Raw genomic sequence first — 13335 nt, forward strand, 5'->3', positions numbered from 1 at the left:
AGACCGCACTCTTCCGCAAACTACCCATTACCCACTCCCAGGAGCCCGCATGCGCACCTTCGTCTATGAACAACCGCGCGAGCTGGACGCGGCGCAATTCGCCGACTACCTCGACCCCAGCCGCACCGCGATCATCTCCATCGACCTTCACCGCGGGCACCTCGACGACTCGCCGGAATGCCCCTGCCCGGCGCCACGCGCGCGCGAGCTGGTGGCGCCGGTGGACGCCTTCCACGATCAGGCCCGCGCGCTGGGCGTGCGCGTGGTGCACATCCGCTCGGTGCTGCGCGCCGACGGCTCGGACGATATGAACGGGATTCCGGCAGCCTGGCGGCGGACCTTCCCGCTGCACGTCGGGGAGATTCCCAACCACGCCGAACACGCGCTGGAGGGCTCGATCTGGACCGAATGGGTGACCTGCGTCGAACCGGGCGACCTGATGGTCTCGAACAAGCGCCGGCTGTCGGCCTTCTATCCCACCGACCTGGACTTCCTGCTGCGCAACCAGCGCATCGACACTCTGGTGTTCAACGGCGGCTTCGCCGACTGCTGCGTGCTCAACAGCGCCTTCGAGGCGAACAACCTCAATTACCGGGTGATCGTCCTGCGCGACCTGGTGCGCGGCACCGACGAACACCTGGAGTCCGCGGCGTTCTCGATGGTCTCGCTGCACCTGGGGCTGGTGATGGAATCGCAGGACCTGCTGCAGGTCTGGCGCGGCTAAACGCACGCTGCCCCAGCGGGCGCTTGCGATGGTGGGCTGAAGCCCACCCTACGCAAGACGTCCGACTTTAGCCGTAGGGTGGGTTAGGCGCATTCCGGAGGGTGGGGCCCGCTCCGAACGTGACGCGCCGTAACCCACCGGGCGGTGCCTCGCCTAACGCCGCCCGGGGGCAGTCGAGACGAGAGGGTTGGTGCGCATGGCGCACCCTACGAGATCGCGCGCTGCGTTAGCCGTAGGGTGGGTTAGGCGCATTCCCGGAAGTTTGGTCCCGCGCCGAACGTGACGCGCCGTAACCCACCGGGCGGTGCGTCGCCTAACGCCGCCCCGGGGGCAGTCGAGACGAGAGGGTTGGTGCGCATGGCGCACCCTACGAGATCGCGCGCTGCGTTAGCCGTAGGGTGGGTTAGGCGCATTCCGGAAGTTTGGTTCCGCGCCGAGCGTGACGCGCCGTGACCCACCGGGCGGTGCCTCGCCGAACCCGTGAGGAGTGATCCAGGCGCGCCGATTGCGCACAGCGTTCCCCCGCGACGCATGCCGGCTCGCTGGCGTAGGGTGCGCCGCGCGCACCGCCTTGGCGCCTACAGCGTCTTCTCGAAGATCTTCGAGTTGCGCTGGAAGTTGTACAGCGAGGCACGCGCCGCCGGCAGGCGCTCGACGCCGCTAGGCTCGAAGCCGCGCTCGCGGAACCAGTGCGCGGTGCGCGTGGTGAGCACGAACAGGGTCTTCAGCCCGGCCGCCCGGGCGCGCTCCTCGATGCGTTCGAGCAGTTCGTCGCCGCGCCCTCCGTGGCGGTAATCCGGGTTCACCGCCAGGCACGCCAGTTCGCCGGCATCGGAATCGGCGATCGGGTAGAGCGCCGCGCAGGCGATGATCAGGCCGTCGCGCTCGACCAGGCTGAACTGCTCGATCTCCCGCTCCAGCACTTCGCGCGAGCGGCGCACCAGAATCCCCTGCTCTTCCAGCGGCGTGATCAGGTCGATCAGCCCGCCGACGTCCTTGATGCTCGCCTCGCGCAATTGCTCGAACTGCTCCTGGTCGACCAGCGTGCCGCCGCCGTCGCGGGTGAACAGCTCGGTGAGCAGCGCGCCGTCCTCGGCGTAGCTGACGATGTGGCTGCGCTTCACCCCGGCGCGGCAGGCGTGCGCGGCGGCATCGAGCAGTTCGGCCTGGTAGTTGCTGCCCAGGCGCTGCAGATGCGCCGGCACCTGCTGCGGGCGCAGTTCGCGGATCAGCTTGCCGCTCTCGTCGAGCAGGCCGTGCTCGGCACCGAACAGGATCAGCTTGTCGGCGGCCAGGTCGATGGCCGCGCGCATCGCCACGTCCTCGCAGGCGAGGTTGAAGATCTCGCCGGTCGGCGAATAGCCCAGCGGCGAGAGCAGCACGATGTTGCGCTCGTCGAGCTGGCGGCCGATGCCCTTGCGGTCGATGCGGCGGACCTCGCCGGTGTGGTGGTAGTCGACGCCGTCGAGCACGCCGATCGGCCGCGCGGTGACGTAGTTGCCGCTGGATACCCGCAGCCGCGCGCCCTGCATCGGCGAGGCGGCCAGGTCCATCGACAGGCGCGCCTCGATGGCCACGCGCAGGTGGCCGACGGCGTCGATCACGCACTCCAGCGTCTGCGCATCGGTGATCCGCAGGTCGCGGTGGAAGTGCGGGGTCAGCCCGCGCGCCGACAGCCGCGCCTCGATCTGCGGGCGCGAACCGTGGACCAGCACCAGGCGCACGCCGAGGCTGTGCAGCAGCACCAGGTCGTGGACGATGTTGCCGAAGTTGGGGTGGGCAACGCCCTCGCCGGGCAGCATCACCACGAAGGTGCGCTCCCGGTGGGAGTTGATGTAGGGCGAAGCGTGGCGTAGCCAGTTGACGTAGTCGTGCATGAAAGAACCGCTGTCGATCGGATAACTCCCCGCACCGGTCGGGCGCGGGGTCGCGGAGAGGCCTTGGGTGGCGGCGTCTCGGTCCTCGGGGGAGGGACTCATCGTCGTAGCACGGGGTACTCCGTTGTCGGCCTCAGCGGGCGGGGTTCAGGCAGTAATGGGTGATCAGCTCGCGCAGCAGGTTCACGCAAGGTTCCAGGCGCGACAGCTGCAGGTACTCGTCCGGCTGGTGCGCGCAGGCGATATCGCCGGGGCCGAGCACCAGGGTCTCGCAGCCAAGCTGCTGAAGATAAGGCGCTTCGGTGCCGAATGCCACCGCCTCGGCGGCGTGCCCGGTGAGCCGCTCGGCAAGGCGCACCAGCTCGGCGTCGGCGGCCTGCTCGAACGGCGGCACTTCGGGAAACAGCGGAGCGAAGTCGATCTGCACCTGGCGGGCCTCGGCCAGTGGCTGCAGCTTGTCGCGGATCGCCGCGCGCAGCTGCTGCGGGTCCATCCCCGGCAGCGGGCGCAGGTCGAACTCCAGCGAGCATTGCCCGCAGATGCGATTCGGGTTGTCGCCGCCGTGGATGCAGCCGAGGTTGAGGGTTGGCTGCGGCACGTTGAACAGCGGGTTCTGGTACTCGCGCTGCCATTCGCCGCGCAGCAGCAACAACTCGTGCATCGCCGCCTGCATCGCCTCCAGAGCGCTGTGGCCGAAGCTCGGGTCGGAGGAGTGGCCGCTTTGCCCGAGGATGTCGATGCGCTCCATCATCACGCCCTTGTGCAGACGGATCGGCCGCAGTCCGGTCGGCTCGCCGATCACCGCGGCGCGCCCCAGCGGCCGTCCGGCCCGCGCCAGCGCGCGGGCGCCGGACATCGAGCTTTCCTCGTCGCAGGTGGCGAGGATCAGCAACGGCTGGCGGAACGGCTGCTGCAGCAACGGCAGCACCGCTTCGATGATCAACGCGAAGAAGCCCTTCATGTCGCACACGCCGAGGCCGTACCAACGGTCGTCGGCCTCGCGCAGCTGCAGCGGGTCGCCGCTCCACAGCGGCGCGTCGAACGGCACGGTATCGCTGTGCCCGGCCAGCACCAGGCCGCCGGGACCGCTGCCGTAGCTGGCCAGCAGGTTGAACTTGCCGGGGCTGATTTCCTGGGTCTCGCAGACGAAACCGAGGTCGCCCAGCCAGCTGGACAGCAGTTCGATCACCGGGCGATTGGTCTGGTCCCAGTGCGCCTGGGTGCAGCTCACCGACGGCGCGGCGATCAGCGCGGCGAAGCGTTCTTTCAGGTTGGGCGGTGACATGAATACTCCAGGGTTCTGCATCGTGAAAGCGTGCGGCGGACGCGTCCTGTAGACTTTCCGCTTCCGGCAGCCGTCCCGCGCTGCGTCGAACGCCACGGCCATGCACAAAGAAACCGAAATCAAATTGCGCGCCAGCCGCGAAACCCTCGCCGCACTGCGCGAGCACCCGCTACTGAAGAAGCGCAACAAGTCCGGCTGGGAGCGCAGTGAACTGCTCAACCAGTATTACGACACGCCGAATCGCGATTTGGCTCAGGCCAGGGTCGCCCTGCGCGTGCGTCGCGACGGCGACCTGTTCATCCAGACCCTGAAGAGCCGCGGGCGCAGCGTCGCCGGGTTGTCCGAACGCAACGAGTGGGAATGGAACCTGCCCAAAGCCAGGCTGGATATCAAGCTGCTCGGCGACGACTGCTGGCCGGAAAGCCTGGCCGACCTGGACAAGAAGACCCTGAAACCGCTGTTCACCACCGATTTCGTCCGCGAACGCGCGGAGATCGCCTGGGGTCGCGGCAAGGCCAAGGTAGTCGTCGAGGCGGCGCTGGACCTCGGCCAGGTGCTCGCCGACGGCAAGCAGGAGGAAATCTGCGAGCTGGAGCTGGAACTGCGCCAGGGCGAACCCGAGGCGCTGCTGGAGCTGGCCGCCGAGCTGGCCGCGAGCCTGCCGCTGATGCCCTGCGACATCAGCAAGGCCGAGCGCGGTTATCGCCTGTTCGATCCGGACAGCTACGCCGTCAGCCTGCCCGCCGCGGAGCTCAATGGCCTGATGGCGCTGGACGATGCCTTCGCCGCGCTCGCCTGGCAGTTGCTCGGCAGCAGCCAGCGCCTCGCCGAGCAATATCGCTTCAACGGCCACTGGAAGCTGCTGGAGGACTGGCTGCGCCAACTGGTCGACCTGCGCGCCCTGCTCAGCAGCCTCGGCCAGGCCGCGCCGCGTTCGAGCAGCCACGCGCTGCGCGAAAGCCTCGATGCGCTGCTGGCCGACTGGCGCCCACGCCTGCTCGCCGGGCACGACGACGAAAGCGTGCGCCAGGCGGCGCCAGGGCTGTTCGCCGAAGAGCTGGCCGGCACGCGCTGGGGCGTGTTCTCGCTGAACGCCTCTAACTGGCTGCTGGGCCGCCAGTGGACCGCTGGTCGCAACGAGCGCGGGACGCGCCAGGGCGCCGCGCCGCTGGGCAAATGGCTGCCACGGCAACTCGGCGACGAGGCCAAGGCGCTGCCGCTGGCGCGCTACGAACTGCAGCCCGAGGACCTCGCCGAGCAACTGCCGCGCCTGGAGCGCCTGCTGGTCTGGCTGCGCCTGGGCCGCGGCGTGCTGGAGCTGGCGGAGACCGACCGGCTGTTCGGCGAGTTGAGCAAGCTGGTCGACCTGGCGAACCGCCCGCGCGACGAGGACGGCGTGCTCGACGAACGCGAGCAGCAGGCCCGCACCGTCGGCACCCTGCGCGCCTGGAAGACGCTCAACCGCTGAAGCCCGCGAATTCGTGGGGCAGGTCTAAGCCGCGCCCTCACTCAACCATCGGGCATCTGCGAACGCGTAGGGTGGGCTTCAGCCCACCACACCCACACCGCCCGCGCCGCAGAGCCTGCCGATAGTTCCTCCGGGGATAATCTGGCAAGCTCCGGCGACCTGTTCATCCACCGGAGCCCCGCGTGTTCAAACGAAGCTTCCAATCCCTCGTCGCCACCTGGCTGACCGGGCTGATCGCGTTGCTGCCCCTGGTGCTGACGTTTGCCCTGCTGGCCTGGATCGTCAACCTGCTCAACGGCATCGTCGGTCCGTCAACGCTGATCGGCCGCGTGCTCGCCGCGCTCGGCCAGCCGTTCGCCAGCAATTCCTACCTGGCCTACCTGGTCGGCACCCTGGTGATCCTCGCCAGCCTCTACCCGCTCGGCCTGGCCGTGCAGCTGGGCTTTCGCCGGCCGCTGGCCTGGCTGTTCCGGGTGACCCTGCGGCGGGTGCCGCTGATCGGCAATTTCTACAACCTCGCGGACCGCTTCGTCGGCCTGCTCGACCGCGACAAGGACGCCGACATCACCAGCATGAGCCCGGTCTGGTGCTTCTTCGGGGGCGACGGCGCGGCGGTGCTGGCACTGATGCCCAGCGGCGTGACGGTCGACCTGGAAGGCCGCCCGCACGTGGCTATCCTGGTGCCGACCGCGCCGATCCCGGTCGGCGGCGGCCTGCTCTACGTGCCCCAGGAATGGATTCGCCCGGCCAACATGGGCGTCGATACGCTAACCAGCATCTACGTCTCCATGGGCCTGACGCCGCCACCGGCGCTGCCGCGTCGCGAGGCCGATCAACTGCCCGGCTAGCCGCCAGGCGCAGGTTCTGCGATCACCGGGATTAGGGCATCCTAGTCCCCCAGCCGCTCAAGGGGACTCCGCATGTCCGCCCTCACCTCCTCCGCCGCCGACCGCACGCTCGATCTGGCCGATCTGCTCCGCGACCTGGTCGCCCAGGGCCGCATCGACCAGAACGCCGCCGAGCAGTGCCTGGCGATCCGCCGCAGCTCGCTGAACAACCAGCAGCACCCGCTGGAGTTCCTCGCCGCACAGCAGGTCGAGGACAAGGCCAACCCGCCGCGCAAGCTCGATCTGGAAACCCTCACGCGCTGGCTCGCCGACCACGCCGGGCAGCCGTACCTGCGCATCGACCCGCTGAAGATCGACGTCGCCGCGCTGACCCCGCTGATGTCCTTCGCCTTCGCCCAGCGGCACAAGATCCTCGCCGTCGCGGTGGACGCCGAGGCGGTCACCATCGCCAGCGCGCAGCCCTTCGTGGTCAGTTGGGAAGCCAACCTGACCCACGTGCTCAAGCGCCCGATCAAGCGCGTGGTGGCCAACCCGGCGGAGATCCAGCGCTTCACCACCGAGTTCTACCGCCTGGCGCGCTCGGTCAGCGGCGCCAACTCGATCGACCAGAAAATCAGCAACCTGGGCAACTTCGAGCAGTTGCTCAGCCTCGGCGCGCAGGACCAGGAACCGGACGCCAACGACGCGCACATCGTCAACATCGTCGACTGGCTGTTCCAGTACGCCTACCAGCAGCGCGCCAGCGACATCCACATCGAACCGCGCCGCGAGATGGGCACCGTGCGTTTCCGCATCGACGGCGTGCTGCACAACGTCTACCAGTTCCCCGCGCAGGTGACGATCGCCATCATCAGCCGGCTGAAGAACCTCGGGCGGATGAACGTCGCCGAGAAACGCAAGCCGCAGGATGGCCGGATCAAGACCAAGACGCCCGACGGCGGCGAGGTCGAATTGCGTCTTTCGACGCTGCCGACGGCGTTCGGCGAGAAGATGGTGATGCGTATCTTCGACCCCGAGGTGCTGCTCAAGAGCTTCGACGCGCTGGGCTTCTCCGCCGACGACCTGCGCCGCTGGCAATCGATGACCGGCCAGCCGAACGGCATCATCCTGGTCACCGGGCCGACCGGTTCGGGCAAGACCACCACCCTCTACACCACGCTCAAGCAACTGGCCACCGAGGAAGTGAACGTCTGCACCATCGAGGACCCGATCGAGATGATCGAGCCGGCGTTCAACCAGATGCAGGTGCAGCACAACATCGAGCTGACCTTCGCCAGCGGCGTGCGCGCGCTGATGCGCCAGGACCCTGACATCATCATGGTCGGCGAGATCCGCGACCTGGAGACCGCCGAAATGGCCATCCAGGCGGCGCTCACCGGCCACCTGGTGCTCTCCACCCTGCACACCAACGACGCGCCCAGCGCGATCACCCGCCTGCTCGAACTCGGCGTACCGCACTACCTGCTCAAGGCGACGCTGCTGGGCGTCATGGCGCAGCGTCTGGTGCGCACCCTGTGCCCGCACTGCAAGGCGCCAGTGGAACTCGACGAAGCCGACTGGCACAGCCTGACCAAACCCTGGAGCGCGCCGCTGCCAACCGGAGCGCACCGCGCGGTGGGCTGCAACGAATGCCGCGACACGGGTTACCGGGGGCGCGCCGGGGTCTACGAGATCATGCTGCTCAACGACTCGATCAAGCCGCTGATCACCGCCGACATCGACCTCGTCGCCTTCCGCCGCCAGGCCTTCAAAGATGGCATGCGCAGCCTGCGCCTGTCCGGCGCGCAAAAGGTCGCCGCCGGCCTCAGCACCATCGAGGAAATCCTCCGGGTAACGCCGCAGAGCGAGCAGAAGTGAACGCAACGTGCGGCAACAGCTTGGTCGGCCGGGAACCTGAGCCGGCCGGCGATCCGGGTTAGACTGGCGCTTCCTCTTCATTCGCAAAGGAACCGCAATGGAAGTCGCCAGCGTCATCTTTCTCTTCGTCGGCCTCGCCGTGGCCATCGTCTTCATGGGCTTCAAGGTCGTGCCGCAGGGCTACCAGTGGACGGTGGAGCGCTTCGGTCGCTACACCACCACGCTCAAGCCCGGTTTGAACATCATCGTCCCGGTGATGGACCGCATCGGCCACAAGATCAACGTGATGGAAAGCGTGCTGGACATCCCGCCGCAGGAAGTCATCACCGCCGACAACGCCACCGTGCAGATCGACGCCGTGTGCTTCTACCAGGTGATCAACACCGCCCAGGCCGCCTACGAGGTGAACAACCTGGTGCATGCGATCCGCAACCTGCTGCAGACCAACATCCGCACCGTGCTCGGCTCGATGGAGCTGGATGCGATGCTCAGCCAGCGCGACAACATCAACGAGAAGCTGCTCAAGACCGTCGATGAAGCGACCGCGCCCTGGGGCATCAAGATCACCCGCATCGAGATCAAGGACATCAGCCCGCCGGCCGACCTGATGGCCGCCATGTCCGGGCAGATGAAGGCCGAGCGGGTCAAGCGCGCGCAGATTCTCGAAGCCGAGGGGTCGCGCTCGGCGGCGATCCTCACCGCCGAAGGGCACAAGCAGGCGGAAATTCTCCGCGCCGAGGGCGAGCGTGCCGCGGCCTTCCTCGAGGCCGAGGCGCGCGAACGCGCGGCGGCCGCCGAAGCGGAGGCGACCCGCGTGGTCTCCGAGGCCATCGCCAGCGGCAACGTGCAGGCGGTGAACTACTTCGTCGCGCAGAAGTACATTGACGCCCTCGGCAAGCTGGCCGGCTCCAACAACAGCAAGGTGATCCTGATGCCGCTGGAAGCCAGCCAGGTGATCGGCGCGGTCGGCGGCATCGGCGAGATCGTCAAGGCCACCTTCGGCAACGCACCCGAAGACAAGCGGCCATGATCGAGTACCTGCAACACCTCTCGCCCTGGCAATGGCTGGCCTTCGGCACGCTGCTGCTGATCCTCGAGGTGTTCGGCGCCGGCGGTTATCTGCTCTGGATCGGCGTGGCCGCGGCCGGCGTGGCGCTGGCCGGCTTCGTTTTCCCGGCGCTGCCCTGGGCGTTGCAGTTCGTGCTGTTCGGCGTGCTGTCGATCCTGACGGCGGTGTACTGGTGGCGGCGCCAGCGCAGTGGCAAGTCGCCGTCGGAGCAGCCGGGCCTGAACCAGCGCGGCCAGGAATTCCTCGGCCGGCGCTTCGCCCTGCACGAAGCGATCGTCGACGGACGCGGCAAGATCAAGGCCGGCGACAGCCTCTGGCTGGTGACCGGCCCGGACCTGCCGCAAGGCAGCGAAGTGCGCGTGATCGGCCAGGACGGCGTACTGCTCAGGGTCGAAGCAGCCTGAGGGAAGGTACGACGAACGGAACTGTTTGCCGCACCGCGCTTTCTGATGGGTAGGTCCCCCTCGACGGGCCGTTCAAAAGGAGCCCTATCATGCGCAATAAACTTCTGATCGCCTCGCTGGCGCTTTGCCTGCCTGCCACCGCCGCCATGGCCGCAGGGGTGCGTGACTACGCCACCTCCGCCGGTATTTCCGCGTCGCTGTATTCCACCTTCAAGGACGACAAGATCGTCTATGCCGCGCAGGACGATGCCAGCAGTTTCGTCGCCAGCAATGGCGCGATCCGCGGTCCCTACCTGGAAGCCGCCCTGCAGCAGGTGCGCGGCAACAATCCTGACCTGCAGGCCGACGACATGGCCCTGGCCACCGCGATCCTGACCGCCGAGCAACAGCCGGCCCAGTGATCCTGCAGCGACGACGAAGCCGCCCCCGGGCGGCTTTTTCATGCCTGTCATCCGCCGTCGCCCATGCTGTGGGCAACAAAAAGGCCGCCCGTAGGCGGCCTTTTCAAGCGGCCCGGCGTCAGCCGAACACGCGGGTGGCGGTCCAGAACAGCAGCGCCGCCAGCGCCATCGAGATCGGCAGGGTCAGCACCCAGGCCAGCAGGATGTTGCGGATGGTGTTGCCCTGCAGCCCGCTCTTGTTCGCCACCATGGTCCCGGCGACACCGGACGACAGCACGTGGGTGGTCGATACCGGCAGGCTGAAGACGTTGGCCAGGCCGATGGCGCAGGCGGCGGTGATCTGCGCAGACATGCCCTGGGCATAGGTCATGCCCTGCTTGCCGATCTTCTCGCCCACGGTGAAGACCACCCGTTTCCAGCCGATCATGGTGCCCATGCCGAGCGCCAACGCGACCGCCAGGATCACCCAGAACGGTGAGTACTCGGTGGTGGTGGTGAGGTCGCCGCGCAGCTTGTCGAGGTCCGACTTGTCACGTCCCGAGAGCACGTTCAGCTTGCCGACCAGTTTCGCCGAGTCGTCCAGACACAGCAGATAGCGGCGTACTTCGATGCGCTTGGCTTCGCTGAGGGTACGGTAGTCGTCGATGCCCTCGAGGTTGGCCTTCAGCGCGGCGATGGTCGGCACGGTCAGCTTCGGATCGCAGCGATATTCCGGCGGCAGGTCGACGTCGCGACGTTTCAGCGCGAGGAAATCGCCCAGCGAATCGGCGTTGCGCTCGTAGAACATGCTCAGGTGGGTCGCCGCGTCGCGGGTACGCTCGATCTCGTAGGTGCTGGCGTTCAGGTCGAGGACGAACTTGGCCGGCACCAGGCCGATCAGCACCAGCATGATCAGGCCGATGCCCTTCTGCCCGTCGTTGGACCCGTGGACGAAGCTCATGGCCATCGCCGACAGCACCAGCACCAGGCGATTCCAGAACGGCGGGTGCTTCTTGTTGCGGCGCTGTTCGGGGGTCTTGTGCATCTTCGAGAACGGCCGCCACCACTTCAGGCCGAGCAGCACCAGGCCGGCGACGACGAAACCGACCATCGGCGAAACGATCAGCGACAGGCCAATGTCGATCGCCTTCTGCCAGTTGATCCCGTCACCCACCGGAATCCCGGTGATCAGCGCGTTGGCCAGGCCGACGCCAAGGATCGAGCCGATCAGGGTGTGCGAACTGGACGCCGGAATCCCCAGGTACCAGGTGCCGAGGTTCCAGGCGATGGCGGCGGCGAGCAGCGAGAACACCATCGACAGGCCGTGGGCGGTGTTGACGTTGATCAGCAGCTCGACCGGCAGCAGGTGGACGATCGCGTAGGCCACGCCCACGCCGCCGAGCAGCACGCCGAGGAAATTGAACACACCCGAAGCGAATACGGCGAGGTGCGGAGGCATCGCCTTGGTGTAGATCACCGTGGCGACCGCGTTCGCAGTGTCATGGAAACCGTTGATGAATTCGAAGGTGAGGACGAATGCCAGAGCGAGCACCAGGCTCAGCACCAGCCAGGCATCGAGCCCGCTGAAAAGTTCGAACATGAAGGTTCAGGACCACTCTTGAGGGGGCGCGATTATGACAGAAAAGCCACCATGCTCCCCTAGGCGTTTATTGATGCAGCGCACTCGGCACCGACCGGCGGGCCGCGGAGCGCGTTCCCGGCGCGGCGAAGGAGACACCGGGCAGAAACGCGAAACCGGCGCGAACGCCGGTTTCGATGAGCCGAGGGCACCCGACACGGTCGGTGCTCGCCGGAACTCAGGCTTCGTCGGCGGCGGCGCGGTAGCCGTCGGCATCGAGCAGCTTGTCCAGCTCGCTGACGTCGCTGGGCTGCAGCTTGAAGAACCAGCTGCCGTAGGGATCGCTGTTGACGCCTTCCGGGCCATCGGCCAGGCCGGTATTCACCGCGATGACTTCGCCGCCGACCGGGGCGTAGATGTCCGAGGCAGCCTTCACCGACTCGACGACGCCGGCTTCCTGGCCCGCGGCGAGTTGTGCGCCGACGTCCGGCAGTTCGATGAAGACCACGTCGCCGAGGGCTTCCTGGGCATGGTCGGAAATGCCCACGGTGACCGTGCCGTCGGCTTCCAGGCGGGCCCATTCATGGCTGGCGGCGTAACGCAGGTCGGCACGGATATCACTCATTTTCTTGGTCTCCAGAGTTGGCAAAAACTGCCGGTAATTTAGCAGCCCCGCGCGGCTTTTCGCGGAAAACCTGCGGAGCGGAAGGCCCGGCGATCAGATCAGTACTTTGCCATGGCGGACGAAGGTGGGCTGGACGACCCGAACCGGATACCACTTGCCACGGATTTCCACCTCGGCGCGCACGCCGGTGGCGGCCGGCACGCGTGCCAGCGCTATCGATTTGCCCAGCGTCGGGGAATAGCTGCCGCTGGTGATCTCGCCGTCGCCGACGCCGACCACGCGTACCACCTGATGCGCACGCAGCACGCCGCGCTCTTCCAGCACCAGCCCGACCAGACGTGGCAGGGCGCCCTGGGCGCGCTGTGCCTCGAGCGCGGCGCGGCCCATGAACTGGCGCTCGGCGGGCTCCCAGGCGAGCGTCCAGGCCATGTTCGAGATCAGCGGCGACGTGCTGTCGTCCATGTCCTGGCCGTAGAGGTTCATACCGGCTTCCAGGCGCAGGGTGTCGCGCGCGCCGAGGCCGATCGGCGAGATGCCGGCGCCGACCAGTTCGCTGAAGAACCCGGCGACCTGATCCTGCGGCAGGATGATCTCCAGGCCGTCCTCACCGGTGTAGCCGGTGCGGGCGATGAACCAGTCGCCATCGGCGAAGCCCTGGAACGGCTTGAGCGCCCGAATCAATTCGGCGCGCACGTGATTGACCTGCTCGCAGGTACGCGCTCGCGCCTGCGGGCCTTGCACCGCCAGCATGCCGAGGTCCGCACGCTCGCGCAGCTCGACGTCGAAACCCTCGCTGCATTGCTGCATCCAGGCGAGGTCCTTGTCGCGGGTGGCGGCGTTCACCACCAGGCAGTAACCGTCCTCGGTGAGGTAGACGATCAGGTCGTCGACCACGCCGCCACGCTCGTTGAGCATCGCGCTGTAGAGGGCCTTGCCGGGGCTCGCCAGGCGCGCGACATCGTTCGCCAGGAGCATTTGCAGGAAGACCTTGGCATCGCTGCCGGACAGGTCGACGACGGTCATGTGGGAGACATCGAAGACACCGCAGTCACGGCGCACCTGATGGTGCTCTTCGACCTGCGATCCGTAGTGCAGCGGCATGTCCCAGCCGCCGAAGTCGACCATCTTGGCGCCGAGCGCCAGGTGCTGGTCATAGAGGGGCGTACGCTTACCCATGGGTTTCTCCTTCCGGGTCCGGCGAGATGCGTTCGGGCCTGGT

General features: G+C 67.4%; 12 protein-coding genes. 7 read left to right on the plus strand and 5 right to left on the minus strand.

Features of this window, described 5'->3' with window-relative positions; translation table 11 throughout:
• Positions 1 to 49 precede the first annotated feature (49 nt).
• Positions 50 to 724, plus strand: a complete 675-nt coding sequence (locus BLV15_RS01705) for a cysteine hydrolase family protein (protein ID WP_090224072.1) — start codon at positions 50 to 52, stop codon at positions 722 to 724.
• A gap of 578 nt (positions 725 to 1302) precedes the next feature.
• Here the strand turns inward: BLV15_RS01705 and argA are convergent.
• A complete protein-coding gene (gene argA, locus BLV15_RS01710; RefSeq protein WP_090224073.1) occupies positions 1303 to 2601 on the minus strand; it encodes an amino-acid N-acetyltransferase in 1299 nt (432 codons plus the stop codon).
• Positions 2602 to 2734: 133 nt separating this feature from the next.
• On the minus strand, positions 2735 to 3886 hold the full coding sequence (gene argE, locus BLV15_RS01715) for an acetylornithine deacetylase (RefSeq protein WP_090224074.1): 1152 nt from the start codon (positions 3884 to 3886) through the stop codon (positions 2735 to 2737).
• Between the two features lie 100 nt (positions 3887 to 3986).
• Between argE and BLV15_RS01720 the strand changes: the two genes are divergently transcribed.
• The 6 genes from BLV15_RS01720 to BLV15_RS01745 all read left to right on the plus strand — a co-directional run bounded on the left by BLV15_RS01720 (position 3987) and on the right by BLV15_RS01745 (position 9933).
• The gene (locus BLV15_RS01720; RefSeq protein ID WP_090224076.1) at positions 3987 to 5354 is read left to right on the plus strand and encodes a CYTH domain-containing protein; all 1368 of its coding nucleotides are present in this window, start codon (positions 3987 to 3989) and stop codon (positions 5352 to 5354) included.
• A 182-nt stretch (positions 5355 to 5536) separates the two neighbouring features.
• On the plus strand, positions 5537 to 6202 hold the full coding sequence (locus BLV15_RS01725) for a DUF502 domain-containing protein (protein ID WP_090224078.1): 666 nt from the start codon (positions 5537 to 5539) through the stop codon (positions 6200 to 6202).
• Positions 6203 to 6274: 72 nt separating this feature from the next.
• A complete protein-coding gene (gene tfpB / locus BLV15_RS01730; RefSeq protein ID WP_090224080.1) occupies positions 6275 to 8059 on the plus strand; it encodes a type IV pilus assembly ATPase TfpB in 1785 nt (594 codons plus the stop codon).
• Positions 8060 to 8156: 97 nt separating this feature from the next.
• Positions 8157 to 9089, plus strand: a complete 933-nt coding sequence (locus tag BLV15_RS01735; protein ID WP_090224081.1) for an SPFH domain-containing protein — start codon at positions 8157 to 8159, stop codon at positions 9087 to 9089.
• Entirely contained in the window at positions 9086 to 9532 is a 447-nt protein-coding gene (locus tag BLV15_RS01740; protein ID WP_090224083.1) for an NfeD family protein, read from the plus strand. The genes BLV15_RS01735 and BLV15_RS01740 overlap by 4 nt, the downstream gene beginning before the upstream one ends.
• Before the next feature lie 89 nt (positions 9533 to 9621).
• Entirely contained in the window at positions 9622 to 9933 is a 312-nt protein-coding gene (locus BLV15_RS01745; protein WP_090224085.1) for a DUF2388 domain-containing protein, read from the plus strand.
• A gap of 118 nt (positions 9934 to 10051) precedes the next feature.
• On the opposite strand, the gene BLV15_RS01750 is transcribed toward BLV15_RS01745, so the two are convergent.
• The 3 genes from BLV15_RS01750 to gcvT all read right to left on the minus strand — a co-directional run bounded on the left by BLV15_RS01750 (position 10052) and on the right by gcvT (position 13292).
• The gene (locus tag BLV15_RS01750; protein WP_090224086.1) at positions 10052 to 11512 is read right to left on the minus strand and encodes an inorganic phosphate transporter; all 1461 of its coding nucleotides are present in this window, start codon (positions 11510 to 11512) and stop codon (positions 10052 to 10054) included.
• Positions 11513 to 11729: 217 nt separating this feature from the next.
• Positions 11730 to 12116 (minus strand): glycine cleavage system protein GcvH, encoded by a 387-nt coding sequence (gene gcvH / locus BLV15_RS01755; protein WP_090224088.1) that lies wholly within the window; start codon positions 12114 to 12116, stop codon positions 11730 to 11732.
• Between the two features lie 93 nt (positions 12117 to 12209).
• Positions 12210 to 13292, minus strand: coding sequence for a glycine cleavage system aminomethyltransferase GcvT (gene gcvT, locus BLV15_RS01760; RefSeq protein WP_090224090.1), 1083 nt, complete (start codon positions 13290 to 13292; stop codon positions 12210 to 12212).
• Positions 13293 to 13335 lie beyond the last annotated feature (43 nt).

This window comes from Pseudomonas kuykendallii (genome assembly GCF_900106975.1).
Lineage (GTDB): Bacteria > Pseudomonadota > Gammaproteobacteria > Pseudomonadales > Pseudomonadaceae > Pseudomonas_O > Pseudomonas_O kuykendallii.